This is a genomic window from Streptomyces mirabilis, from assembly GCF_039503195.1.
GTDB classification, from domain to species: Bacteria; Actinomycetota; Actinomycetes; order Streptomycetales; family Streptomycetaceae; genus Streptomyces; species Streptomyces mirabilis_D.
In genome coordinates this window covers 6553231-6577664 of record NZ_JBCJKP010000001.1, presented here as the reverse complement: position 1 = coordinate 6577664, position 24434 = coordinate 6553231, and the positions used below count along the sequence as shown (strand labels likewise).

At 70.1% G+C, this 24434-nt stretch carries 23 protein-coding genes and 1 pseudogene; 16 read left to right on the top strand and 8 right to left on the bottom strand.

Annotation, left to right across the window (positions count from 1 at the left end; genetic code table 11):
* Window positions 1–40: 40 nt before the first annotated feature.
* Complete coding sequence (locus AAFF41_RS30415) at window positions 41–472, top strand: DUF6542 domain-containing protein (RefSeq protein WP_319746674.1); 432 nt, start codon at window positions 41–43, stop codon at window positions 470–472.
* Window positions 473–608: 136 nt separating this feature from the next.
* On the opposite strand, the gene ppgK is transcribed toward AAFF41_RS30415, so the two are convergent.
* From ppgK to AAFF41_RS30400, 3 genes are read right to left on the bottom strand one after another with little or no spacing between them, the layout of a single operon-like run.
* A complete protein-coding gene (ppgK, locus tag AAFF41_RS30410) occupies window positions 609–1355 on the bottom strand; it encodes a polyphosphate--glucose phosphotransferase (RefSeq protein WP_343324938.1) in 747 nt (248 codons plus the stop codon).
* 29 nt (window positions 1356–1384) lie between these two features.
* Window positions 1385–2410: a 4-hydroxy-3-methylbut-2-enyl diphosphate reductase gene (locus AAFF41_RS30405; RefSeq protein ID WP_319746679.1), complete on the bottom strand. Its 1026-nt coding sequence runs from the start codon at window positions 2408–2410 to the stop codon at window positions 1385–1387.
* A 21-nt stretch (window positions 2411–2431) separates the two neighbouring features.
* On the bottom strand, window positions 2432–2614 hold the full coding sequence (locus tag AAFF41_RS30400) for a hypothetical protein (RefSeq protein WP_319746681.1): 183 nt from the start codon (window positions 2612–2614) through the stop codon (window positions 2432–2434).
* A gap of 151 nt (window positions 2615–2765) precedes the next feature.
* Here AAFF41_RS30400 and xseA point away from each other — a divergent pair, with 151 nt between their 5' ends.
* The 3 genes from xseA (at window position 2766) to AAFF41_RS30385 (ending at window position 5099) form a co-directional block, all read left to right on the top strand.
* Window positions 2766–3974: an exodeoxyribonuclease VII large subunit gene (xseA, locus tag AAFF41_RS30395; protein WP_343324937.1), complete on the top strand. Its 1209-nt coding sequence runs from the start codon at window positions 2766–2768 to the stop codon at window positions 3972–3974.
* Between the two features lie 9 nt (window positions 3975–3983).
* Window positions 3984–4247 (top strand): exodeoxyribonuclease VII small subunit, encoded by a 264-nt coding sequence (locus AAFF41_RS30390; RefSeq protein ID WP_319746685.1) that lies wholly within the window; start codon window positions 3984–3986, stop codon window positions 4245–4247.
* A gap of 261 nt (window positions 4248–4508) precedes the next feature.
* Window positions 4509–5099: a malonic semialdehyde reductase gene (locus tag AAFF41_RS30385; protein ID WP_060901389.1), complete on the top strand. Its 591-nt coding sequence runs from the start codon at window positions 4509–4511 to the stop codon at window positions 5097–5099.
* A gap of 144 nt (window positions 5100–5243) precedes the next feature.
* Here the strand turns inward: AAFF41_RS30385 and AAFF41_RS30380 are convergent, their stop codons facing one another.
* Window positions 5244–5762, bottom strand: a complete 519-nt coding sequence (locus AAFF41_RS30380) for a DUF4245 domain-containing protein (RefSeq protein WP_319746687.1) — start codon at window positions 5760–5762, stop codon at window positions 5244–5246.
* Window positions 5763–5887: 125 nt separating this feature from the next.
* Here AAFF41_RS30380 and glpX point away from each other — a divergent pair, with 125 nt between their 5' ends.
* On the top strand, window positions 5888–6919 hold the full coding sequence (gene glpX, locus AAFF41_RS30375) for a class II fructose-bisphosphatase (protein WP_054235023.1): 1032 nt from the start codon (window positions 5888–5890) through the stop codon (window positions 6917–6919).
* A 224-nt stretch (window positions 6920–7143) separates the two neighbouring features.
* Here glpX and AAFF41_RS30370 read toward each other — a convergent pair whose 3' ends face one another.
* Together AAFF41_RS30370 and AAFF41_RS30365 are read right to left on the bottom strand one after the other, a co-directional pair.
* Window positions 7144–7515, bottom strand: coding sequence for a WhiB family transcriptional regulator (locus AAFF41_RS30370; RefSeq protein ID WP_075028724.1), 372 nt, complete (start codon window positions 7513–7515; stop codon window positions 7144–7146).
* A gap of 199 nt (window positions 7516–7714) precedes the next feature.
* A complete protein-coding gene (locus tag AAFF41_RS30365) occupies window positions 7715–8407 on the bottom strand; it encodes a DUF1707 SHOCT-like domain-containing protein (RefSeq protein ID WP_319746689.1) in 693 nt (230 codons plus the stop codon).
* Between the two features lie 177 nt (window positions 8408–8584).
* Between AAFF41_RS30365 and AAFF41_RS30360 the strand changes: the two genes are divergently transcribed.
* The 9 genes and pseudogenes from AAFF41_RS30360 (at window position 8585) to AAFF41_RS30320 (ending at window position 19310) form a co-directional block, all read left to right on the top strand.
* Complete coding sequence (locus AAFF41_RS30360) at window positions 8585–10255, top strand: fumarate hydratase (protein WP_319746691.1); 1671 nt, start codon at window positions 8585–8587, stop codon at window positions 10253–10255.
* A 395-nt stretch (window positions 10256–10650) separates the two neighbouring features.
* Window positions 10651–11166, top strand: coding sequence for an SH3 domain-containing protein (locus AAFF41_RS30355; RefSeq protein WP_319746693.1), 516 nt, complete (start codon window positions 10651–10653; stop codon window positions 11164–11166).
* A gap of 325 nt (window positions 11167–11491) precedes the next feature.
* Window positions 11492–11734 (top strand): annotated as a pseudogene (locus tag AAFF41_RS30350) (helix-turn-helix domain-containing protein); the annotation flags it as partial.
* 170 nt (window positions 11735–11904) lie between these two features.
* A complete protein-coding gene (locus AAFF41_RS30345; RefSeq protein ID WP_343324936.1) occupies window positions 11905–12327 on the top strand; it encodes a DUF2690 domain-containing protein in 423 nt (140 codons plus the stop codon).
* Window positions 12328–12436: 109 nt separating this feature from the next.
* Window positions 12437–13837 (top strand): class II fumarate hydratase, encoded by a 1401-nt coding sequence (locus tag AAFF41_RS30340; protein WP_319746699.1) that lies wholly within the window; start codon window positions 12437–12439, stop codon window positions 13835–13837.
* 126 nt (window positions 13838–13963) lie between these two features.
* Window positions 13964–14656 carry a cytidylyl-2-hydroxypropylphosphonate hydrolase gene (gene fomD, locus AAFF41_RS30335; RefSeq protein WP_319746701.1) on the top strand — a complete coding sequence of 231 codons (693 nt, stop codon included), beginning with the start codon at window positions 13964–13966 and terminating at the stop codon, window positions 14654–14656.
* Between the two features lie 319 nt (window positions 14657–14975).
* Complete coding sequence (locus AAFF41_RS30330) at window positions 14976–17141, top strand: SpoIIE family protein phosphatase (protein WP_319746703.1); 2166 nt, start codon at window positions 14976–14978, stop codon at window positions 17139–17141.
* Between the two features lie 133 nt (window positions 17142–17274).
* The gene (locus AAFF41_RS30325) at window positions 17275–18738 is read left to right on the top strand and encodes a catalase (RefSeq protein WP_319746705.1); all 1464 of its coding nucleotides are present in this window, start codon (window positions 17275–17277) and stop codon (window positions 18736–18738) included.
* Window positions 18739–19043: 305 nt separating this feature from the next.
* Entirely contained in the window at window positions 19044–19310 is a 267-nt protein-coding gene (locus AAFF41_RS30320; RefSeq protein WP_343324935.1) for a hypothetical protein, read from the top strand.
* 74 nt (window positions 19311–19384) lie between these two features.
* Here AAFF41_RS30320 and AAFF41_RS30315 read toward each other — a convergent pair whose 3' ends face one another.
* Window positions 19385–19681, bottom strand: a complete 297-nt coding sequence (locus tag AAFF41_RS30315; protein WP_319746709.1) for a hypothetical protein — start codon at window positions 19679–19681, stop codon at window positions 19385–19387.
* A 299-nt stretch (window positions 19682–19980) separates the two neighbouring features.
* Window positions 19981–22281, bottom strand: a complete 2301-nt coding sequence (locus AAFF41_RS30310) for a transglycosylase domain-containing protein (protein WP_319746711.1) — start codon at window positions 22279–22281, stop codon at window positions 19981–19983.
* Between the two features lie 355 nt (window positions 22282–22636).
* Between AAFF41_RS30310 and AAFF41_RS30305 the strand changes: the two genes are divergently transcribed.
* Together AAFF41_RS30305 and AAFF41_RS30300 are read left to right on the top strand one after the other, a co-directional pair.
* Window positions 22637–23587 carry an SPFH domain-containing protein gene (locus AAFF41_RS30305; RefSeq protein WP_319746714.1) on the top strand — a complete coding sequence of 317 codons (951 nt, stop codon included), beginning with the start codon at window positions 22637–22639 and terminating at the stop codon, window positions 23585–23587.
* Complete coding sequence (locus AAFF41_RS30300) at window positions 23584–23853, top strand: type II toxin-antitoxin system antitoxin (RefSeq protein ID WP_319746716.1); 270 nt, start codon at window positions 23584–23586, stop codon at window positions 23851–23853. Before AAFF41_RS30305 ends, AAFF41_RS30300 begins: the two co-directional genes overlap by 4 nt.
* Window positions 23854–24434 lie beyond the last annotated feature (581 nt).

The following is a 24434-nucleotide window of genomic DNA, read 5'->3' as shown; positions in this document are numbered from 1 at the left end:
ACCCGCGCCTGCTCCCAGACCCGCTCCAGCGCGACGGCGGATGCCGAACCCCCGGCTCACCGGGCTCGGCGGCGGACTGTTCTGCGGGGCGACGATGTTCGCGCTCGCCTGTCTCGACCAGCTGCTCTTCGAGGCGTCGCTGGTGGTCTACGGGGTGCTGTTCCTGCCGGTGTCCGCGCTGACCGCGTTGTGGGTGCGACGGGGAGACATCGTCACCGCGCCCGTCGTCGTGCCCATCGCCTTCGCGTTCGGGCTGCTGCCCGTCGCCGACGGGGGCGGCGGTATCGGGGGCGAACTGATGGGGCTGGTCACCGCGCTGGCGACCCAGGCGGGATGGCTGTACGGGGGGACGCTGGTCGCGGGGGTCATCACCACCGTACGGAAGGTCCGCCTGATGACCCGCAGGGCCGCCCAGCGCAGGGCGGCCCGGGGGCCCCGCCCGGAGATCCAGCCGCGCCGCCGTCCGGTCTGACGGACATGAGGGACGCGACGGATACGACGGCTCGACGGACACAACGGGGCCGACGGGCGCGACGGGGCCGACTAACCCGACGGGCGCGGCCCCACCGGCGCCGGCTCCCGGCCCCGCCCCGCGCGCCCCGGAGGGTTTACGCGGACTTCGCCGCCCGCATCGCCGCCCCCACGATCCCCGCGTTGTTCTGCAGCTGCGCCGGGACAATCTCTGCCTTGATGCCCTCGATCAGCGGCAGGAACTTGTCGGCCTTGCGGCTGACGCCGCCGCCGATGATGAAGAGCTCGGGCGAGAAGAGCATTTCCACATGGGCGAGGTACTTCTGCACCCGGTGGGCCCAGTGCTCCCAGGTCAGCTCGTGGTCCTCCTTCGCCTTGGTCGAGGCGCGCTTCTCCGCGTCGTGGCCGTTCAGTTCGAGGTGTCCCAGCTCCGTGTTCGCCACCAGCTCGCCGTCGGCGAAGAGCGCGCTGCCGATGCCCGTACCGAAGGTGAGCAGGAGGACCGTGCCCCGACGGTCGCGCCCGGCGCCGAACTGCATCTCGGCGACACCCGCCGCGTCCGCGTCGTTCAGCACCGTCACCGGCAGGCCGCCCAGCCGCGCGCTCAGCAGGGCACGCGCGTCGGTGTCGATCCACGCCTTGTCGACGTTGGCAGCCGTACGAATGGTGGCGCCGTCGGTGACCACCCCGGGGAAGGTGATGCCGACGGGTCCCGTCCAGCCGAAGTGACCGACGACCTCCTTCACGCCGTCGGCCACCGCGTCCGGGGTCGCCGGACGGGGAGTGAGCACTTTGTAGCGCTCCTCCGTCAGTTCGCCGCGGTCCAGGTCCACAGGGGCACCCTTGATCCCGGATCCGCCGATGTCCACGCCGAAGATCTGCATGGCCCTACGCTACGTCGTACGACAGACAGTCACTTCTCGGAGGGGGCGGCAGAACCCGCCGCCGTGCGCTGCTCCACCAGCGCCGCCGCCTCCGCGCGCAGATCCCGGCGCAGCTCCTTGGGCAGCGAGAAGGTGATGGACTCCTCGGCCGCCTTGACGATCTCGACGTCCTCGAAGCCACGGGCGGAGAGCCACTCCAGGACCTGCTCGACCAGGACCTCCGGGACGGAGGCGCCCGAGGTGACACCGACCGTCGTCACACCCTCCAGCCAGCCCTCCTCGATCTCGTCGGCGAAGTCCACGAGGTACGCCGCCCGCGCCCCCGCGAGCTTGGCGACCTCGACGAGACGCACGGAGTTGGAGGAGTTGCGCGAGCCGACCACGATGACCAGGTCCGCTTCCTCCCCCATCCGCTTCACGGCCAACTGGCGGTTCTGCGTGGCGTAGCAGATGTCGTCGCTGGGCGGGGAGATGAGCTGCGGGAACTTCTCCTTCAGCGCGTCGACCGTCTCCATCGTCTCGTCGACCGACAGCGTGGTCTGGGAGAGCCAGACGACCTTGGACGGGTCGCGGACCTCGACCTTGGCGACGTCCTCGGGACCGTCCACGAGGGTGATGTGGTCGGGCGCCTCACCGGAGGTGCCGATGACCTCCTCGTGGCCCTCGTGGCCGATCAGCAGGATGTCGAAGTCCTCGCTCGCGAACCGGACGGCTTCCTTGTGCACCTTGGTGACCAGCGGGCAGGTCGCGTCGATGGTGGCGAGCCTGCCGGCCGCGGCCTCGTCGTGGACGACGGGGGCGACGCCGTGCGCCGAGAACATGACGATGGACCCCTCGGGGACCTCGGCCGTCCGCTCGACGAAGATCGCGCCCTTCTTCTCCAGGGTCTGCACGACGTACTTGTTGTGGACGATCTCGTGGCGGACATAGATCGGGGCCCCGTACTGCTCGAGGGCCTTCTCGACGGCGATCACGGCGCGGTCCACGCCCGCGCAGTAGCCACGGGGGGCGGCGAGCAGGACACGGCGGCCAGACGAAGCAGTCATGGCACCCATCGTAAGGCCGCGCCCGACGCGTCAAAGATGGCCTCCGTGACCGGCGGGTCCGCGGGCGCTGTCGAAGACCGATTCCGGGGTGCCGCGGGCCGCGCTGCCGTGCGCCGCGGTCATCACGCCGGTCGCGGCGGTGTGGGCGGCCCGGCACGACGGGCCCGACCGCCCGGTGTCGGTGGTCGGCATCGGCGCGCTGACCGCGTTCACGCCGCCGCACGCGAGTGTGGCGGCGGCACGTCGCTCCGCGGGCCTTTCCTCGCCGCTCCGCGGCGATCTCCCACCCGCCCACCCTCACTGGCGCTCCGCGCCAAGAACCGGTGCGGGCTCTGTGTCAGTGAGGGCCGTTAGTCTCGGGCGCATGGCTCTCAACACGTCCGCGGACGCCCCGCTGCCCGTCGGCGAGGTGTCGCGGCTCATCGGAGGGTGGATCGACCGGCTCGGCGCGGTGTGGGTCGAGGGACAGATCACCCAGTTGTCGCGGCGCCCCGGCGCGGGCGTCGTCTTCCTGACTCTGCGCGACCCGTCGTACGACATCTCGGTGAGCGTCACCTGCTACCGGCAGGTGTTCGAGGCGGTGGCGGACGTGGTGAGCGAGGGCGCCCGCGTCGTCGTCCTGGCGAAACCTGAGTGGTACGCGCCGCGCGGGCAGCTGTCGCTGCGGGCCACCGAGATCAAACCGGTCGGCGTGGGGGAACTCCTCGCACGACTCGAGCAGTTGAAGAAGTCCCTGGCGAGCGAGGGGCTGTTCGCGGCCGATCGCAAGAAGGCCCTGCCGTTCCTGCCGCAGCTCATCGGACTGGTGTGCGGGCGGGCGTCCGCGGCCGAGCGGGACGTGCTGGAGAACGCGCGGCACCGCTGGCCGGCCGTCCGCTTCGAGGTGCGCAACGTCCCCGTGCAGGGGGTGCACGCGGTGCCGCAGGTCGTGCAGGCCGTCAAGGAGCTGGACGCGCTCGACGCCGTCGACGTGATCATCGTGGCGCGCGGCGGCGGCAGTGTGGAGGATCTGCTGCCGTTCTCGGACGAGCAGCTCGTACGGGCGGTCGCGGCCTGTCGTACGCCGGTCGTGTCGGCCATCGGGCACGAGCCCGACAACCCGTTGCTGGACTTCGTGGCCGACCTGCGCGCGTCCACGCCGACGGACGCGGCCAAGAAGGTCGTGCCGGACGTCGGGGAGGAGTACGAGCGGGTGCGGTTCCTGCGGGACCGGGCGCGGCGGAGCGTCCAGTCCTTCATCGACCGGGAGGAGCGCGGGCTCGCGCACGCGCTGGCCCGGCCCTCGATAGAGGATCCGCACCGGATGGTCGACGAGCGCGCCGACCAGGTCGCCGCGCTGCTGGACCGCGGGCGGCGCACGCTCGGTCATCTGCTCGACCGCGCCGACTCGGAGCTGACGCACACCCGCGCGCGTGTGGTGGCCCTCTCCCCCGCCGCGACCCTGCAACGGGGGTATGCGGTGCTCCAGAAGGCCGACGGTCATGTGGTCCGGGATCCGGACGAGGTGGCGGCGGGCGAGGCGTTGCGGGCGCGGGTCGCCGAGGGTGAATTCACGGTACGAGTCGATGCATAGGGTGGGCGCATGACCAGCAAGGTGGACGAGGCGCTCGGGTACGAGCAGGCGCGGGACGAGCTGATCGAGGTCGTACGCCGGCTGGAGGCGGGCGGCACGACGCTCGAGGAGTCACTGGCGCTCTGGGAGCGGGGCGAGGAGCTGGCGAAGGTCTGCCGCCGCTGGCTGGAGGGCGCACGGGCCCGCCTGGACGCGGCGCTGGCCGAGGAGGAGTCGGAGAGCGGGGACGGAGACGGGCACGGGGACGGGGACGGGGGCCGCGACTCCGGGTGACGTCATGGCGTTCGCTCCCTTCCGCAAGCCGCTGACACCCGGCGACATCCCCAGTGACACCCGGCCGCCGTCCCGCTCGGTGACGGCGGCCTCGTCGTTCCCCCGGAACCCCGGCGCCCGGAAGCGACCTCGCTCCCCCTCACTCCCTGTGAAGCGGATCACCTCACCCCGTTTTTGGTTGAACCTTAAACCTCCTCCCCGTACTGTCGACATCGCCAACCGATCCCCCCGGATCCACCGCACATACCGAGAAGGTTTTAGATGTCCCTCGTTCTTGACCCCGCCGCCCAGGACCTGCTGTTCCGCGAGGCCCGTACCGCCAACACGTTCACCGACGAGCCGGTGACCGACGAGCAGGTGCAGGCGATCTACGACCTGGTCAAGTACGGCCCGACCGCCTTCAACCAGTCGCCGCTGCGCATCACCCTGGTCCGCTCCGCCGAGGCCCGCGAGCGCCTGGTGCAGCACATGGCCGAGGGCAACCAGCCCAAGACCGCCACCGCCCCGCTGGTCGCGATCCTCTCCGCGGACAACGAGTTCCACGAGGAGCTCCCCGCCCTGTTCCCGCACTTCCCGCAGGCCAAGGACGTCTTCTTCGCCGAGCGCCCGGCCCGTGAGGGTGCCGCCGCGCTGAACGCCGCGCTGCAGGCCGCGTACTTCATCATCGGCGTCCGCGCCGCCGGCCTCGCCGCCGGCCCGATGACCGGTCTCGACTTCGCGGGCGTCCAGAAGGAGTTCCTGGACGACGACCACACCCCGCTGATGGTCGTCAACATCGGCAAGCCGGGCGAGGACGCCTGGTTCCCGCGCTCCCCGCGCCTGGAGTTCGACCAGGTCATCACGACCGTCTGAGTCCCCGCGTACGCCCCGCGCGTACGCGCGTGAGACGAGAAGGGCCCCCGTCAATGGCGCCGGGGGCCCTTCTCACGCGTACACGGCCGTACGAGGCGGACGCATCACGACGTCACAGCATCACGACGTCGTGACGTCACTACGTCATGACGTCCTCAGCGCCTCCGCCATCTTCGTCAGCTGCCCGAACGACGCCGTCCCGGTCACCACGGTGGTCGCCCCCTTGGCCCTGAGCACGAGGGCGTCGTACTGGTCGCCCTCGTACCGCTGCCACGTCGCGTCACCGATCCGCTGGGTGGCCTTCGTCTCCTTGGCGCCCTGGCTGGCCGAGTCGATGAAGACGGCCGCGGGCTGAGTCGACTGCTCGATCGCCACGTACTGACCGTCGGGGTCGTGGAAGCCCAGGTGCCAGGCATCGAACTCGCTGCCGTCGTACCGCACCGAGGTCGCCTTCCACGCCGTCGGCAGACCCACGGGTGCCGCCACGGGATACGACGCCGCGCGGCGCGCCGTGAGCAGCTCGACGCGGTAGTCGACGCGCTTGAGAGGAGGCGCGGAGTCGTCGTGCGGGATGAAGATGTAGATCACGCCCGCCATGAGCCCGATCAGACCCAGGGAGAGGAGCATGTCCCGGACGCTCTGCTTGCCTTTCGTACCTGCCACGCCCCTATCGTCGCAGGTGCCCTGGTCTGCTCATCCGTGGGGCCCCCTGCTCATTTTGTCAGCCTGACGATAGAGTCGGGGCACACCCTCATCCGGCCGTCGTCGTATCAGAAAGGTGCGCTCCGATGACCGAGCATCATCTGCCGTCCGAACTCGAGGTCCCTTCCGAGGCCCCCGACCGAAATCTCGCCCTGGAACTCGTCCGGGTCACCGAGGCCGCCGCGATGGCCGCGGGCCGCTGGGTAGGCCGCGGCGACAAGATCGGCGCCGACGGCGCCGCCGTCCGGGCCATGCGGACCCTCGTCTCCACCGTCTCGATGAACGGCGTCGTCGTCATCGGTGAAGGCGAGAAGGACGAGGCCCCGATGCTCTTCAACGGGGAGCGCGTGGGCGACGGGACCGGCCCCGAGTGCGACATCGCCGTCGACCCGATCGACGGGACCACACTGACCGCCAAGGGCATGAGCAACGCGATCGCGGTGCTGGCCGCCGCCGACCGCGGCACCATGTTCGACCCGTCCGCGGTCTTCTACATGGACAAGCTGGTCACCGGGCCGGAGGCCGCCGACTTCGTCGACATCAACGCGCCCGTATCGGTGAACATCCGCCGGGTCGCCAAGGCCAAGAAGTCCTCGCCCGAGGACGTCACCGTCGTGATCCTCGACCGGCCGCGCCACGAGGGGATCATCAAGGAGATCCGCGAGACCGGCGCCCGGATCAAGCTGATCTCCGACGGCGACGTCGCGGGTTCGATCCTCGCGCTGCGCGAGGGCACGGGCATCGACCTGCTCCTCGGCGTCGGCGGTACGCCCGAGGGCATCATCTCCGCCTGCGCCGTGAAGTGCCTGGGCGGCACCATCCAGGGCAAGCTGTGGCCCAAGGACGACGAGGAGCGACAGCGCGCGGTGGACGCCGGGCACGACCTCGACCGTGTGCTGCTCACCGACGATCTGGTCTCCGGCGAGAACGTGTTCTTCGTCGCCACCGGGATCACGGACGGGGAGCTGCTGCGCGGGGTGCGGTACCGGGCGGAGACCGCGACCACCGAGTCGATCGTGATGCGGTCCAAGTCGGGTACGGTGCGCCAGATTCGGTCGGAGCATCGGCTGAGCAAGTTGCGGGCGTACAGCGCGATCGACTTCGACCGCGCCAAGTAGCTCCGCGGGGGCGTTCCGCCGGAAGTGCCGGGGAACTGCGGGTTGTGGGTCACTGCGGGTGCGTCGTGGCCGGTCGCGCAGTTCCCCGCCCCTTATATGGGGCGCTCTTATGGGGCGCTTGCCTTACGGGGCGCGTGAAGAAGTACCTACGGCCAACGTAATGAAGTACGTACGGCAGAGGGGCCGGCCCTGTGCGGAGGGCGGCCCCTTTGGCGTACGTACGCTCAGCCGGCTGCGGCTATCGTGCCGCGGGCGGCCTTCTTGAGTTCCAGGTCGCGCCGGCGGCGCCGGGCGAGCACCACGCGGCGCTCGGCGGCGGTGAGGCCGCCCCACACTCCGTACGGCTCGGGTTGCAGCAGCGCGTGTTCGCGGCACTCGACCATCACGGGACAGCGGGCGCAGACGCGCTTCGCCGCCTCCTCGCGGGACAACCGGGCGGCCGTGGGCTCCTTGGAGGGCGCGAAGAACAGGCCGGCCTCGTCCCTGCGGCACACCGCCTCCGTGTGCCATGGGGCTTCCTGATCCCTGTCCCGCACTGGCGCCCGCTGGGCCGGAACGGCAGCTACCTGCAGGGACTGATGCGGCGGTTGCAGCACGGTCTACTCCTGACGACGGCTTCGCGGGCGTGCCGGGCACCGCGGGAAGTCCCACAGCGCCCTCCAAGAGGCGATGCAGCAAGCCCTACCCGCTGTGCGCGCGCCTATGCACTGAGTTCCCGAGAGCGGAGCCGGTCGTTCAAAACGGGGTGCGGGTGAGTGGACCAATGCGCCCCGCGCGCCGTCGCGTTCACAGGCGTCAACGGTCGAGGTGCTTGCGCAAAGTCCTGTCCACGCGGTCCATCGTGCGGTCGAGGATGTCGGCGACGAGCTTGCCGCGCTTGGGCCGCGCCTCGATGTTCCCCAGCACCGCGAAGCCCTCGACGTAGACCACGGGGGCGTCGGGCTCGCCCGCGTCCGTGGTGTGCGTCTCGAAGTTGCCGAGGACTCCGCCGCCGCTGCCGCGCAGCGAGACGTTCTCCGGGACCTTGATCTCGACGTTGCCGAAGACCGATATCGCCTTGATCACGACCTGTTGGTACTCGAAGATCGCCTCGCTGAGGTCGATGTCGACGGAGCCGAAGACGGCGTACGCGTGGATGCGACGCCCGGCGCGCCAGCGGCCCTTGCGCACGGCGGCGCTGAACACCGCCACCACGTTCTCGTCGGCCTCCGCCGGGATGCCGCCCGGCTGGGGGCGGTTGGGCACGGACGTGTACGCGGGGGTCGCGCGGCCCGCGCGCGCGGCGGGCAGGTCCTGGACGAACCGGTCGAGCTCCCCCACCGTCTTCGTGGCCAGCACCCCCTCGATCCGCTCGGCGTGCTCGTCGGCGGTGAGGCGCCCCTCGGCGAGGGCATCGCGCAGAATGTCGGCGATCCGGTCACGGTCGGCGTCGGAGGCCCGGAGTTCGGCGTCGGAGGCCCGGGTTTCGGTGCGCTTCTGAAGGTCCACGACAGCAGCGTACCCAAACGCGATAGATCGCGACTACCCCTTCTCGCGACCTGTGGAAAACCGCCCCTTCACGCCAACTGAGCCTTACCTCACAGACTCACCGTCCGCGCCAGGTTCTACGCTGGTGGACGCTGCCAATGGAGGCATGCCGCTGTCTGTCGAGTGAGGAATGGGCTAGTGCCTGAGTTCGCGTACACCGATCTGCTCCCCCAGGGAGAGGACACCACCCCGTACCGGCTGGTGACCTCCGAGGGTGTCTCCACCTTCAAGGCCGACGGGCGCACGTTCCTCAAGGTCGAGCCGGAGGCGCTGCGCAAGCTCGCCGCGGAGGCCATCCACGACATCCAGCACTATCTGCGGCCCGCGCACCTGGCGCAGCTGCGGCGCATCATCGACGACCCCGAGGCGTCCGGCAACGACAAGTTCGTCGCCCTGGACCTGCTGAAGAACGCGAACATCGCGGCCGCGGGCGTGCTGCCGATGTGCCAGGACACCGGCACGGCGATCGTCATGGGCAAGCGCGGACAGAACGTGCTCACCGAGGGCGGCGACGAGGAGGCCCTCTCGCGTGGCATCTACGACGCGTACACCAAGCTGAACCTGCGCTACTCGCAGATGGCTCCGCTCACCATGTGGGAGGAGAAGAACACCGGGTCCAACCTTCCCGCGCAGATCGAGCTGTACGCGACCGACGGCGGCGCCTACAAGTTCCTGTTCATGGCCAAGGGCGGCGGTTCGGCGAACAAGAGCTTCCTCTACCAGGAGACGAAGGCCGTTCTGAACGAGGCCTCCATGATGAAGTTCCTGGAGGAGAAGATCCGTTCGCTGGGCACGGCCGCCTGCCCGCCGTACCACCTGGCGATCGTGGTCGGCGGCACGAGCGCCGAGTACGCCCTGAAGACCGCGAAGTACGCCTCCGCGCACTACCTGGACGAGATTCCGGCCGAGGGCTCGGCGCTCGGTCACGGCTTCCGGGACAAGGACCTGGAGCAGAAGGTCTTCGAGCTGACCCAGAAGATCGGCATCGGCGCGCAGTTCGGCGGCAAGTACTTCTGTCACGACGTGCGCGTGGTGCGTCTGCCGCGGCACGGCGCGTCCTGCCCCGTCGCGATCGCGGTGTCCTGCTCCGCCGACCGTCAGGCCGTCGCGAAGATCACCGCCGAGGGCGTGTTCCTGGAGCAGCTGGAGACGGACCCCGCGCGCTTCCTGCCGGAGACCACGGACGAGCACCTGGACTCCGCCGGGGACGACGTCGTCCGGATCGATCTGAACCAGCCGATGGACGACATCCTCGCCGAGCTGACGAAGTACCCGGTCAAGACCCGGCTCTCGCTCTCCGGCCCGCTCGTCGTGGCGCGCGACATCGCGCACGCCAAGATCAAGGAGCGGCTGGACGCGGGCGAGGAGATGCCGCAGTACCTGAAGGACCACCCGGTGTACTACGCCGGTCCGGCCAAGACTCCCGAGGGTTACGCGTCGGGTTCCTTCGGCCCCACCACCGCCGGCCGCATGGACTCCTATGTGGAGCAGTTCCAGGCCGCGGGCGGTTCCAAGGTGATGCTCGCGAAGGGCAACCGTTCCGCGCAGGTCACGGGCGCCTGTGACGCGCACGGCGGCTTCTACCTCGGCTCCATCGGCGGCCCCGCCGCGCGGCTCGCCCAGGACTGCATCAAGAAGGTCGAGGTCGTCGAGTACGAGGAGCTCGGCATGGAAGCGGTCTGGAAGATCGAGGTCGAGGACTTCCCGGCGTTCATCGTCGTCGACGACAAGGGCAACGACTTCTTCCAGGACCCGGCGCCGCAGCCGACGTTCACTTCGATCCCGGTGCGGGGTCCCGGGCTCGCATAGTGCCTTTCGGGGCGGCAGGGGAGGGAATTCGCCCCGGCCGCCCCTACCCGTCCCCTCCTCAGGGGGCCCCGCCCCTTCGCCCCCGCCGGGGCTGCGTCCCAGACCCCGCTTCGGCCTGGACGGCCTCGTCCTCCCCGCCCCTTCGACGCCGCTCGGGCTGCCGCCCCAGGACCCCGGTTCGCGCGGCGATTCCGGTGCGCGGCGCCGGGCTCGCGCGGCGTCCCGGGACACCAGAGGCAGTTGTTCGCCACCTGGACGCGTCCCGCCACGCCCCAATACCGTCCCACTTCGTCCCAGGAACGTATGGGACAGCATTTTTGTGAGCTTTGCCGGAAACCCTCCGTGATGACCGGATCACAGCCTGTGGTCCGCAGGTCATCTCGGAGGGAAATCCCATGATTGGTCGCACTTTGCGCAACGGCCTGGTGGCCGCGATCGCGGCTGTCGCCGTCTTCCCGGTGACAGCCGCCGCCTCCGCCGCCCCGGCCGCCCCGCACGTTCCCGGCCGGGGCGCCGCGTCCTCGCCGGTCGCGTCGTCGAACTGGTACCCGGCGTCCCCGCAGTCCTTGATCCCCGGCCTCCAGCGTGCCCCGCACACCCTGCCACTGGCCCCGCGGCACCACCACAAGCACTACGCGATCACCCCCGTGCGCCACCACGCCCGGCACCACCTCACCCGGCCCGTCCTGGGCCGGGTGACGACCCACCACATGCGTCTGCACGTCCGGTCCGGTCCGGGTACCGGCTACCGGATCGTCGGCTCGCGGCGGGCCGGCCGCGTGGTGACTCTCGTCTGCAAGAAGAGCGGTTCCTCCGTCATGGGCAACTCGCGCTGGTACAAGCTCGCCCACGGCCGGGGCTACGTCTCCGCCCACTACGTCCGCAACAGCCGCGCCGTCCGCTGGTGCTGACGAACACCCCGCCGCTCGCCTCCTGAGGTCCGGCGCCGGCCGGCGGGGCGCGGTCCGCCCCGCCGGCCCGTAGGACAAGTCGATCAGCCGACGACCCCACTCCCCTGACGAAACAGCAGGTCAACTCCCCTTCATATTCGGTTCGCATTCGGGCGATCGGGGTGTGCCCGGGCACCGCGCGAGGGAACACATCAGGGCGGTCACCCCGGCAGGCCGAGGGAGCGAGAGGAAGAGCCACGTGAGGGTCAAGAGACAGCCGCTGCCCGACTCGTTGGATGAGACAGAACACAGCAAGGCAGTACGTACGGGAACAGAACACATCAACATGGAGCACCTCAGCACCGAACGCATCAATATGGAACGCATCGGTACGGAGGACATCGGCACAGAGGACATCGACGAGGAGCAGCTGCTGATGCAGCGGCTCCGGTGCCTCAAGCAGCGGACGGGGCTGAGTCTGGCCGCGCTGGCCTCCGTCACCCCGTTCAGCAAGTCGACCTGGCACCGCTACCTGAGCGGTGATCAGTTTCCGCCGCGCTCGGCGGTCGAGTCGCTCGGCCGTCTGGCGGACACCGACCCGGGTCCCCTTCTCTCCCTGTGGGACGCCGCGTCCCGGGCCCAGTCCAGGGCGGCCACCCCGCCCCTGGGGGCCCCGGTCCCACAGGCCGCGGTTCCGGACGCGCCGGTTCGGGGCCGGCGCGTCCGGGGTCCAACCGGGCCGTCATCGCCCTCGCGGCGATGGCGGCCACGGTGGTGGTCACCGCGGGCGCAGCCGACGTCCTCGACCCCGACCTGCCCGTGGCCCCCGCCGGCGCCTCCTGCCGGGGCCACGGCTGCCAGGGGCAGTTCCCGACCTCCGAGGCCTGCGGCCGTGACGCGCGTACGGAGAGCACCGTCACGCGCGCCGGGCAGGTCGTGCTGCTGCGCTTCTCCCCCTCGTGCGCGACGGTCTGGTCGGAGGTCCGCACCACGACCGGCGGGGCGCGGGAGATCTCGATCAGATCGGACCAGGACGAGCTGTCCGCCGCCTACCCGGGTGACCCCTCGGACGGCTACAGCAGCCCGATGCTGGCCGCGTCGAGCCCGCGCGGGGCGGAGGCCTGCGCCAAGGTCGGCGGGATGTCGGCGTGCACCGGCCCGCTCGGCGGCTCACGGCGCTGACTCCTCGGGAGAGCGGCTCACGGCGCTGACTCCCCGGGAGAAACGGGAGCCGCCTCGCCGGGAACACGGGGCACGTCCGCGATGCTGTCCCCACTGGAGGTGATCGTCGATGGCCGACGAACAGGCAGCCCCGTACCGGATCGAGCACGACTCCATGGGTGAGGTCAGGGTGCCCGCGGACGCGAAGTGGCGCGCCCAGACCCAGCGGGCCGTGGAGAACTTCCCCATCTCGGGTCAGCGTCTGGAGCGCGCGCACATCGAGGCGCTGGCACTGATCAAGGGCGCGGCGGCCAGGGTCAACGCGAAGCTGGGGGTGGTCGACAAGGACGTGGCCGAGGCCATCCAGGAAGCGGCGGCCGAGGTCGCCGAGGGTCGCTGGGACGCGCAGTTCCCGGTGGACGTCTTCCAGACGGGTTCCGGTACGTCCTCCAACATGAACACCAACGAGGTCGTCGCCACGCTCGCGACCGAGCGGCTCGGCAGGGGCGTACACCCCAATGACCATGTGAACGCCTCGCAGTCGTCGAACGACGTCTTCCCGTCCTCGATCCACATCGCGGCCACCGCCGCCGTGACCAGGGATCTCGTCCCGGCTCTGGAACACCTCGCCGCCGCCCTGGAGCGGAAGGCCGAGGAGTTCGCGGACGTCGTGAAGTCGGGGCGTACGCATCTCATGGACGCCACGCCGGTGACGCTCGGACAGGAGTTCGGGGGGTACGCGGCGCAGGTGCGGTACGGCGTCGAGCGCCTCCGGGCCTCGCTGCCCCGGCTCGCCGAACTGCCGCTCGGTGGGACCGCCGTGGGCACCGGGATCAACACGCCGCCCGGGTTCTCCGCGGCCGTCATCGCGGAGGTGGCGCGGGCCACCGGGCTGCCGCTCACCGAAGCCCGTGACCACTTCGAGGCGCAGGGCGCGCGGGACGGGATCGTCGAGACGAGCGGGCAGCTGCGGACCATCGCGGTCGGGCTGACGAAGATCGCCAACGATCTGCGGTGGATGGCGTCCGGTCCGCGCACCGGGCTGGCCGAGATCAGCCTGCCCGACCTCCAGCCCGGCTCCTCGATCATGCCCGGCAAGGTTAATCCGGTCATTCCCGAGGCGGTGCTGATGGTCGCGGCCCAGGTGATGGGCAACGACGCGACGGTCGCCGTCGCCGGGGCCGCCGGCAACTTCGAGCTGAACGTCATGCTTCCGGTCATCGCGAAGAACGTCCTGGAGTCGATCCGTCTCCTCGCCAACGTCTCGCGCCTGCTCGCCGACCGCACCGTCGACGGGATCGTCGCCCACCGCGAACGGGCCCGCGAGTACGCCGAGTCCTCGCCGTCGGTCGTGACACCGCTCAACAAGTACATCGGCTACGAGGAGGCCGCCAAGGTGGCCAAGAAGGCACTGGCGGAACGCCGGACGATCCGCCAGGTCGTCCTGGAATCCGGGTACGTCGAGCGCGGTGACCTCACCCTGGAACAGCTGGACGAGGCGCTCGATGTCCTGAGGATGACGCATCCGTAAACGGCGTTCACTCCCCGGATGACCTTGGAAGCCGTGGGATGACGCCTCCGTTACGTCATTCGCTCCATGGCGCGAACCGTGACGCGCACCGCAGCGTCGTATGCCCGTGGCACCTAATATCTGGTCATGGCAGAGGGTGGAGCGGTGAGGCGAGTGACGGCGGGCGGGTCGACGGTGTACTGGGCCCCCGGGAGTCACATTCTGTGGCGGTACCGGGAGAACGCCGGTGAGCACTTCCACATCTGCCGCCCCGTGACCGTCGTACGGGACGACGAGGAACTGCTCGCGGTGTGGATGGCGCCCGGCACCGAGTGCGTGAAGCCCGTGCTCGCCGACGGTACCCCGGTGCACGGAGAACCGCTGGAGTCCCGCTACACCAAGGCGCGAACGGTGCAGCGGGGCCGCTGGTTCGGCAACGGAGTACTGAAGCTGGCGCGGCCCGGCGAGCCCTGGTCGGTGTGGCTGTTCTGGGAACCGGGCTGGCGGTTCAAGAACTGGTACGTGAACCTGGAGGCGCCGCTCGCCCGTTGGGAAGGCGGGGTCGACTCCGAGGATCACTTCCTGGACATCTCCGTGCACCCGGACCGCAGTTGGCACTGGCTCGACGAAGACGAGTTCGCACAGGCGCAACGGGCCGGATTGATGGATACTCAACTGGCCGCACAGGTTAGAGAGGCAGGGCACTGCGCGGTGGAGGTGATCCGTGCCTGGGGCGCGCCGTTCTCGGACGGCTGGCAGCACTGGCGCCCGGATCCCGCCTGGCCGGTTCCTTCCCTGCCGGATGACTGGGACCGTACGCCCGCGCACGTGTCCTCATGAGACCCTTGATGCGCCCCCGTGGTACAACCGTAGGATCGTCCTCCGCAAGGGCGCACAGCAGCAACTCCCGCAGCATGCGCTGGGCTTGACCAGACGTCACCGAGGGGCGGCAGGACGTGAGCGAGGGGTACGAGGGCCACGGCGGTACGGTCGGCGGACGGCCCGTCGGGCCGCACAGGGCGTTCGGCCCGACAACGGCGTTCACGTCGGCGACGGGCAGGCCCCGTCCTGACGACGCGCAGATTCCGTTCCCGGGACACACATTCCGGGTATCGGGGCTGCGGGACGAACTGCACGCACGGCGCGCAGCCCCGGACGGATGGATTCGACACGCGTGACGGAGCACCCCACCTCGCACGAGCGCCGCCAGAGCGGCGCCGGCCGGCCCTCCACCCCCGCGGACCCCCGCGGGGCGCTCCTGCGTACCCCGGAGCCGCAGCGCGCGCCCGGCGCATTACCCGCACAACCCGCCCGCACGGGCGACGCCCCCACCGGTTCCGCTCCGAGCACGCCCTACGGCCGGCACGGATCGCCCGCCACCCAGGCGTCGGCGAGCACCGACACGCCGTCGCCCTCGGGCACCGGCGCGTCCACGCCGTCGCCCGCCTCCCCCGGCCCCGAGCACTCCCAGCCCTCGGCCAGCGAGCCCGACGCGCACCGCCCGCGCCCGGCCCCCGAGGGCATCCCGGCCCAGCCGGGCATGGAGGGCGACCGGCCGTCCGGGACCTCCACGGGCACGGACCGGCGTACCGGGCAGGGGCTGCCGCACGCGGGCCCGATGCCGATGCGGCGTGACGGGGACCGGCTGCGCTTCGTGGGCGCGGCGACCCGGCGGATCGCCCGCGGCATCGACCTGGACGAGATCGTCATGGGCCTGTGCCGGGCCACCGTGCCGACCTTCTCGGACGCGATCCTCGTCTATCTGCGCGACCCGCTGCCGGTCGGCGACGAGCGGCCCACCGGGCCCCTCGTGCTGCGGCTGCGGCGCACCGACCGGATCCCCGAGGAGCGGGACACCGAGAACGGCTTCATGCCCGCACTGCGGCCCGAGCCGAACGAACTTTCGGCGATGACGGCCGAGCTGTGCGAGGTGCGCCCCGGCGGCGCCCTCGCCGAGGTGCTGCGCGGCGTGCGCCCGGTCTTCGCGGACGCGCCCGCCGCCCGGGCCGCGCTGCCCGAGCTGCTCGGCGACGAGCTGATCGTGCCCACCGGCCAGCGCGCGATCCTCGCCCCACTGCGCGGGCGGCGCCGGGTGATCGGCGCGGCGCTCTTCGTGCGCCGCCCCGAGCGGATGGCGTTCGAGACCGACGATCTGCTGGTCGCGGCCCAGCTCGCCACGCACAGCGCGCTCGGCATCGACAAGGCGGTGCTCTACGGCCGCGAGGCGTACATCGCCGACGAGCTGCAGCGCACCATGCTGCCCGAGACGCTGCCGCGCCCCACCGGAGTGCGGCTGGCCTCGCGCTATCTGCCGGCCGCGGAGACCGCCCGGGTCGGCGGCGACTGGTACGACGCGATCCCGCTGCCGGGCAGCCGTGTCGCCCTCGTCGTCGGTGACGTCATGGGCCACTCGATGACTTCCGCCGCGATCATGGGCCAGCTGCGCACCACCGCGCAGACCCTCGCGGGGCTCGACCTGCCCCCGCAGGAGGTGCTGCACCACCTGGACGAGCAGGCCCAGCGCCTGGGCACCGACCGCATGGCGACCTGCCTGTACGCCGTCTACGACCCGGTCGCGCACCGGATCACCATCGCCAACGCGGGCCATCCGCCGCCGGTGCTGCTGCACCTGGGCGGCCGGGCCGAGGTGCTGCGGGTGCCGCCGGGCGCCCCCATCGGCGTAGGAGGAGTGGATTTCGAGGCGGTCGAGCTGGACGCGCCCGCCGGGGCGACGCTCCTGCTGTACACGGACGGCCTGGTCGAGTCGCGCCTCAGGGACGTGTGGACCGGCATAGAGCAGCTGCGCGAGAAGCTCGCCGCCACCGCGCAGCTCACCGGCCCGGACCATCCGCCGCCGCTGGAAGCGCTCTGCGACGAGGTGCTGGACATGCTCGGTCCGGGCGACCGGGACGACGACATCGCGTTGCTCGCCGCCCGCTTCGACGGGATCGCGCCGAGTGATGTGGCGTACTGGCACCTGGAGCCGGAGGACGCGGCTCCCGGGCGGGCCCGGCGCCTCGCCCGCCGGGCGCTGTCCCGCTGGGGCATGGAGGACATGAGCGACTCCGTGGAGTTGCTGGTCAGCGAGGTCGTCACCAACGCCGTGCGCTATGCGTCACGCCCGGTCACCCTCCGTCTCCTGCGCACGGACGTGCTGCGCTGCGAGGTGGGCGACGACGTGCCGCAGCTGCCCAGGCTGCGGCAGGCGCGCGCCACGGACGAGGGCGGGCGTGGCCTGTATCTGGTCAACAAACTGGCCAGACGGTGGGGCGCCACGCGTCTGAGCACCGGAAAGGTGGTCTGGTTCGAACTGAGCCGGGGCTGATTGGACCGGGGGCCGAGGGGTACGCGATCCGCCTCGCCCCACGGTGGCCCGGTTGCCGACATCCTGTCGGCAGAGTTGACTGCTGAGGTGAGCGAAGCGATCTGAAGACTCTCTTCTTGACGGGAGGACGCTCGTGACGCAGGCACCCCAGAAGGCTCCGTACACCACGAACAACGTCGGCATTCCGGTGGAGAGCGACGAACACTCGCTGACCGTCGGTCCCGACGGCCCGATCCTGCTCCAGGACCACTACCTCATCGAGAAGATGGCCCAGTTCAACCGGGAGCGGGTCCCCGAGCGGGTGGTGCACGCCAAGGGCAGTGGCGCATACGGGTTCTTCGAAGTAACGAATGATGTCAGTCAGTTCACCAAGGCCGACCTTTTCCAGCCGGGCAGACGCACCGAGATGCTGGCCCGTTTCTCCACCGTGGCCGGCGAGCAGGGCTCGCCCGACACCTGGCGCGACCCGCGCGGCTTCGCGCTCAAGTTCTATACCGAGCAGGGCAATTACGACCTGGTGGGCAACAACACCCCGGTCTTCTTCGTCCGTGACACGATCAAGTTCCAGGACTTCATCCGCTCGCAGAAGCGCCACCCGGCTACCGGGCTGCGCAGCAACGACATGCAGTGGGACTTCTGGACCCTCTCGCCCGAGTCGGCACACCAGGTGACCTGGCTGATGGGCGACCGGGGCATCCCGAAGACGTACCGCAACATGAACGGCTACGGCTCCCACACCTACATGTGGATCAACGGCGCCGGTGAGAAGTTCTGGGTGAAGTACCACTTCAAGACCGACCAGGGCATCGACTTCCTCACCCAGGCGGAGGCCGACGAGCTGGCCGGGTCGGACGCGGACAAGCACCGCCGGGACCTGTACGAGTCGATCGAGTCCGGGAACGCGCCGAGCTGGAGCCTGAAGGTCCAGATCATGCCGTTCGAGGACGCGGCGGACTACCGCTTCAACCCCTTCGACCTGACCAAGGTCTGGCCGCACGGGGACTATCCGCTGATCGACGTCGGCCGGATGACCCTCGACCGGAACCCCGAGGACTACTTCATCCACATCGAGCAGGCCGCCTTCGAGCCGTCCAACCTGGTGCCGGGCATCGGCCCCTCGCCGGACAAGATGCTGCTCGGCCGGCTGTTCTCCTATCCGGACACACACCGGTACCGGATCGGCCCGAACTACGCCCAGCTGCCGCCGAACCGTCCGCACGCCCCGGTGAACTCGTACGCCAAGGACGGCCCGATGCGCTACGAGCCGTCGCTCGCGGCCCGCCCGTACGCGCCCAACTCCTACGGCGGCCCCGCGGCCGACTTCTCCCGCTTCGGCGACCCGGCGAGCTGGGAGGCCACGGGCGAGCTGGTGCGCGAGGCGTACAAGCTGCACCGCGAGGACGACGACTGGGGCCAGCCGGGCACGATGGTCCGTCAGGTCCTCGACGACGCGGCCCGCGACCGCCTGGTCTCGAACGTCACCGGCCACCTGTTGGCCGACGTCTCCCGCCCGGTCCTGGACCGCGCCCTGCAGTACTGGCGCAACATCGACAAGGAACTGGGCGACCGGATCGCCCACGACGTCAACGGAGGCTGAGCGAAGACGTCAACGGAGGCTGAGCGCCGGAGCGTCCGGTGCGTGGCGCCCGAGGTGGAATCGAACCGACTCCGCCTCGGGCGCCACGCGCTTGTGGTGTCGTAGGGGAGGCGGCATCCGGACGTGAGGACGAACCGTGCAGCTTCAAGACGTACCGTGCAGCTTCAAGACGTACTGAACCGTCTCGACCGGTGGCTGGAAGTCAACGTGCCGGATGATTTCGGCACGTTGAACCCGCCCGCGACGGCGTCGGAGATCGATGCGATCACCGAGAACAGGTTCTCGCTCGCCCCGGAGATCCGGACGTGGCTGGAGCATCACAACGGCGTGTCGACCCACTCCCGGCACAGCGGCCCCGGCGGCTTCAGGGGCCGACGCACGGCGCCGTCCTGGAGATCGACCAGGATCTGGAACTGTGGGGAGTCGTGCGCTGGAAGAGCCTGTCCGAGATGTTCCAGGGGACACTCGAATCCCTGGAGACCGGACGGCCCGTCGTCACGGCGATCGGCAGGGAGATCCGTCCCGAGACGGTCCGCGAGTCGGACGGTACGAGCACCATCGTCTGGACGTGACGCCGGACGGCCCACCGTGGGGGACCGGCCGTACCGGCGGCCCCCCACGTCCGTCGCCCTAGAAGGGCGGTGGTTCAGGGACGGATGACGCAGACGTCATCGGGACTGCACCCCTCCATCTGCGGAACCTCCATGTAGAACGCCCCGCCGTTGTGCACCCGTGCCTTCGTGAAGAAGCCCGACAGTCCCGGGCCTCTACCCGCGTCTCCGTTCTGCTTGCCCGGCATGGAAGAACGCCCGCAGATCTCCTTCCACGTGGGCGGTTCGTACCCGTCGTCGTCGAAGAGGCGCCAGGTGCCGTCGTCCTGCTTCTGCGCGAAGAGCTGCGCGCAGATCCCTCCGTTGACGACCGGTGGCGATATTCCAGGCACGACAGGAATTGAGCGCAGTCAGCCGGTCAGCGCGCAGCGCAAGGTGTCGCCAAGATTCCCTCCCCGTTGGCGGGAGAATGGTCCAGACACCCCACCCGAGTCAACGAATTTCTCATGGACCTCTAAAGTTCCGGCCTTTGTGGCCGATAATCAACCGGCAATAAATCGCCCCACCAAGGGAATCGGCCAGATATACGCGATCATCGCGACCGTGAGCTTCGGTCCGGTAGACACGAGAAGGGCGCCCGGTGGGTCACCGGACGCCCTTCTCCTCAGGCCCTGGTGGGCCTTTTTGACGGTTACTGCTGGTTGTTCGGGTTGAACGGGTCCTGTGGTGTGATCTGGTCGGTGGGGGTCCCCGTCGGAGTGGTCGGGGGTGTCGTCGCCGGGGTGGTCGGGGGCTCGGACGTCGGGGTCGGCGGAGCGCTGGTGGTGGGCGGCTCGCTCGTCGGGGGCTCGGTGGTCGGGGTCTGCGACGGCGTCTCGGTCGGCGTGTCGCTGATCGTCGGCGTGATGGTGGGCTCCATCGCCGCGCCCTGGGTGGTGTCCAGCTCGAACGTGCTCACACTGCCCATCGCGTTGAAGGTGTACGCCGCCCATATCTGGGCCGGGAAGCCGCCACCGTTGACACGGCCGCCGCCCGCGGCGCCCTTCAGGGAGACCTGCGTCCCCTGCTTGACCACCTTGCCGCCGCTGTCCTTGCGGTCCTTGGGGACCTCTCCGAACAGACCGACCGAGGTGACCAGGTTCGGCGTGTAGCCGGTGAACCAGGCCGACTTGTTGTTGTCGGACGTACCCGTCTTGCCCGCGACCTGCTGGCCGTTGCGGTCGACCGCCTGGGCCACCGAGACCTGGGCCGTACCGTCGTTGACCACGCCGGTGAGCACCGAGGTGACCGTGTCGGCCGCCTGGGGACTGATGACCTGGTCGCCGATCGGGTTCGGGAAGTCGACCCGGCTGTCCTTGTGCTCGGCCGAGGCGACGACGGCCGGGGTGACCTTGCGACCGTGGTTGTCGAGGGTCGCGTAGATGCCCGCCATCTCCAGCGGGCTCGCGCCCATGGTGCCGAGGGTCTGCGCGGGCACCGCCTGCATGCCCTTGGTGTCCATGCCGAGCTTGCCGGCGACCTTGAGGACCTCGTCCATGCCGACGTCGACGCCCATCTGCGCGAAGACGGAGTTGATGGACTTGTTCATCGCGGTCTGGACGGTGACGTCGCCGTAGTCCTGGTTGTCCTCGTTGGGCGGCGCGAAGCCGATGCTGCTGCCCTTGACGGAGCGACCGCTGGTGCCGTCGTAGACCGTGTCCGCCGTGATGTCCTGGCCGTCCTGCGTCTTGGCCTGCTCCTCCAGGGCCGCCGCGAAGATCAGCGGCTTGAAGGTGGAGGCGGGCTGGTAGTCGGGGCGGGTCGCGTTGTTCACGTAGTGCTTGAAGTAGTCCTCGCCGCCGTACATCGCCACGACCTTGCCGGTCTTGGGGTCGACGGACGCGGCACCGGCCTCGACATCACCGTCGACCCTGCGCTTCTTGGCGTCCAGCTTGCCGGTGAGCTTCGTCTTGACGGCGACTTCCAGCTGCGTCTGCTTCTTCTTGTCGATGTTGAGGGTGATCGTCCAGCCGCCCGCGTCGACCAGCGCCTTGGCGTCCTCGTAGTTGGCGGCGGCGCCCTTGGCCACCAGCCGGTTGGCCAGCGCGCTGTTGGCCGCGTCCACCAGATAGCCGGTCTGGCCCTCCATGCCGGGCACGCCCTTGGGGTCCTGCGGGACCGGGAACTTCATGGTCGCGCGCTTGGCGGCGGGCAGCCAGCCCTCCTCCACCATGTTGTTGAGGGTGTAGTTCCAGCGGGCCGTCACCAGCCGCTTGCCGGTGTCCGTGGCGACACCCCAGTCGTACTGGCTCGGGGCCTGGAGCAGCGAGGCGAGGTACGCGCCCTGCTCGACCGTGAGGTCGCTCGCGTCCTTGCCGTAGTACGCCTGGGCCGCCGCCTGGATGCCGTAGGAGTTACGGCCGTAGTAGCTGGTGTTGATGTAGCCCGCGAGGATGTCGTCCTTGGTCTGCTGACGGTCCACCTTCAGCGCGATGACCAGTTCCTTCAGCTTGCGCGTGACGGTCTGGTCCTGGGTGAGGTAGAAGTTCTTGACGTACTGCTGGGTGATCGTCGAACCACCCTGCCTGCCCTTGCCGGACAGGGTGTTGATCAGACCGCGGGCCGTGCCCTTGAGGTCGACGCCGGCGTCCTTGTAGAAGGACTTGTTCTCCGCGGCGACGAAGGTCTTCTGGACGTCCTTGGGCACCTTGTCCAGGCCGACGATCTCGCGGTTGACCTTGCCGGTTCGGGCGAGCGTGCTGCCGTCGCTGTACTTGTAGATGTTGCTCTGCTGCGTGGCGGCCGCGTTGCTCTGGGGTATGGACACCACCATGTAGAGGACGATGAAGGCACCCATGCCGAGCAGACAGAAGCCCAGGAAGGTGCCGAGGATCGTCTTCCAGTTCACGAACCGGCGTATGCCGGTGCGGCGGGGCTTTCCTCCGGACGAGGGCATGGCCGCCGCGCGGCGGCCACCGTGCTGCCGCGCTCGTCTCTCTTCCGCTCGTCCCATGGCTGCGTCCGCTCCGCTCGCTCTCGTGTCGCGCTCTCTTGTACGCGTGTCCTGCCGCGTTCACTCACGCGCTCGGGTGTCGCGTTCGTGTTCGCGCGTCACGCGGGTTCGCCGCTGAGGTCGACTCAGCAAACTAACACCACGCGCTATGACAAAGGGCTGCCGATCCGGTCTTTTGCGGACGTGACAATCAGCACGTACCACTCAGGACATCGCATCCGCCCCAACTCAACCGACGTGCGGGAGGGGTGGAAGGTTGCCGTGCCGGGTAAAGTGATATCACTTAGATAGGCCTCGACGGCCATGGACGGGCGGGAGCCACACGGGCTCCCGCCGTACGAAAACGGGGGCACCAATGCCGGAACACGACTCCACTCCCACCGACTCCTCCGCTCCCGCGGACGTGCCGCGGATGCCTGATCCGCGGGTACGGGAGTTCGCCGCGCACAGCATCGGCGGCGGGCTCGCACTACTGTTCGGGCTGGTCGGGCTGCTGCTCGGCGCCGGCATGATCGCGGCCGCCACGACGGTCGACGCCGGCGGGGCGAAGGCCGCGCTGATCGTCCCCGGCATCCTGATCGGCCTCGCCGCGTTCATCGCGATGTGCGGGCTGAACACGGTGGCGCCCGGTGAGGCGCGGGTCGTCCAGCTCTTCGGGCGGTACCGGGGGACGATCCGCCAGGACGGGCTGCGCTGGGTGAACCCCTTCACCTCCCGCACCAGGATCTCGACCCGGGTACGCAACCACGAGACCGCCGTCCTCAAGGTCAACGACGCCTACGGCAACCCGATAGAGCTCGCCGCGGTCGTGGTCTGGAGGGTCGAGGACACCGCGCAGGCCACCTTCGAGGTCGACGACTTCCTGGAGTTCGTCGCCACCCAGACCGAGGCGGCCGTGCGGCACATCGCGATCGAGTACCCCTACGATGCCCACGACGCGGACGGTCTCTCGCTGCGCGGCAACGCCGAGGAGATCACCGAGAAGCTCGCCGTCGAACTGCACGCTCGGGTGGAGGCGGCCGGGGTCTCGATCATCGAGTCGCGCTTCACGCATCTCGCGTACGCTCCCGAGATCGCCTCCGCGATGCTCCAGCGCCAGCAGGCCGGGGCGGTGGTCGCGGCGCGGCGGGAGATCGTGGACGGGGCGGTCGGGATGGTCGAGGCCGCGCTCGCCCGGATCGCCGAGCGGGACATTGTGGAGCTGGACCCCGAGCGGAAGGCGGCGATGGTGTCGAACCTGTTGGTGGTGTTGTGCGGTGACCGGGCTCCGCAGCCCGTCCTGAACACGGGGTCCCTCTACCAGTGACGGATCCCTCCGGGGGGTCGGTCCCCGAGCGTCGGCCACAGCCGCAGCAGCCGCAGCCGCGCAAGCAGGTTCTGCTGCGACTGGATCCGCTGGTCCATGAAGCGCTGGCCCGGTGGGCGGCGGATGAGCTGCGCTCGGCGAACGCGCAGATCGAGTATCTGTTGCGGCGGGCGCTTGCGGAGGCGGGACGGTTGCCGGGTGGGGCGGGGCCGATTCCTCGACGGGGGCGACCGTCCGCGTCCGCGCCGGACGCGGCGGAGGAGTAGGCACCGCCGGGTTCCTCTCCCGCCGCGTCCGCCTGTCTGCCGCCTGTGGGTGAGTGGGGGCCGATCGCGCCGTTCCCCGCGCCCCTGAAAGCCGGGGGTCGCACTACGACTGCGGGTGAGCGGGGGCCGGTCGCGCCGTTCCCCGCGCCCCTGAGGACCGGGGGTGGTTCTTCGGGTGCGGGCCGGTGGGGGCCGGGCGCGCCGTTCCCCGCGCCCCTAAAGGCCTCGGTCCTCGCGATGTTCCAGAACGGGGCCGGTGCCCCGCCCGCCCCGGCCCGCGGCATTCGGGCCGTCCCTCGATCGAGAACAAGGCGAGGGTCACCCCCCACCCACTCCAGCCCGCTCCCTGCGGCCCTCCGGCGTTTGAGGACAAGGCCGAAGGCCGGCGCTCCCACTCACCCGGCCCCCGCCCACCCCGGTCCCCTTCTTTCAGCCCGTCCGGCGTCCGAGGACGAGGCCGTTCAGGCCGATCAGGGGGGTCTGGGGGCGCAGCCCCCAGTGATGGGACGGGTAGGGGCGGCGGGGGCGAGGGAATCGCGGTGACGGAACCGTGACAATCCGGCGTGACCTGCACGAACGCG

Coding starts and splice junctions, on each gene's coding strand:
- AAFF41_RS30415 (WP_319746674.1), top strand. CDS start 41: ATGCCGAACCCCCGGCTCACCGGGCTCGGCGGCGGACTGTTCTGCGGG.
- ppgK (WP_343324938.1), bottom strand. CDS start 1,355: ATGCAGATCTTCGGCGTGGACATCGGCGGATCCGGGATCAAGGGTGCC.
- AAFF41_RS30405 (WP_319746679.1), bottom strand. CDS start 2,410: ATGGGTGCCATGACTGCTTCGTCTGGCCGCCGTGTCCTGCTCGCCGCC.
- xseA (WP_343324937.1), top strand. CDS start 2,766: ATGGCTCTCAACACGTCCGCGGACGCCCCGCTGCCCGTCGGCGAGGTG.
- AAFF41_RS30390 (WP_319746685.1), top strand. CDS start 3,984: ATGACCAGCAAGGTGGACGAGGCGCTCGGGTACGAGCAGGCGCGGGAC.
- AAFF41_RS30385 (WP_060901389.1), top strand. CDS start 4,509: ATGTCCCTCGTTCTTGACCCCGCCGCCCAGGACCTGCTGTTCCGCGAG.
- glpX (WP_054235023.1), top strand. CDS start 5,888: ATGACCGAGCATCATCTGCCGTCCGAACTCGAGGTCCCTTCCGAGGCC.
- AAFF41_RS30355 (WP_319746693.1), top strand. CDS start 10,651: ATGATTGGTCGCACTTTGCGCAACGGCCTGGTGGCCGCGATCGCGGCT.
- AAFF41_RS30345 (WP_343324936.1), top strand. CDS start 11,905: ATGGCGGCCACGGTGGTGGTCACCGCGGGCGCAGCCGACGTCCTCGAC.
- AAFF41_RS30340 (WP_319746699.1), top strand. CDS start 12,437: ATGGCCGACGAACAGGCAGCCCCGTACCGGATCGAGCACGACTCCATG.
- fomD (WP_319746701.1), top strand. CDS start 13,964: ATGGCAGAGGGTGGAGCGGTGAGGCGAGTGACGGCGGGCGGGTCGACG.
- AAFF41_RS30330 (WP_319746703.1), top strand. CDS start 14,976: ATGGATTCGACACGCGTGACGGAGCACCCCACCTCGCACGAGCGCCGC.
- AAFF41_RS30310 (WP_319746711.1), bottom strand. CDS start 22,281: ATGGGACGAGCGGAAGAGAGACGAGCGCGGCAGCACGGTGGCCGCCGC.
- AAFF41_RS30305 (WP_319746714.1), top strand. CDS start 22,637: ATGCCGGAACACGACTCCACTCCCACCGACTCCTCCGCTCCCGCGGAC.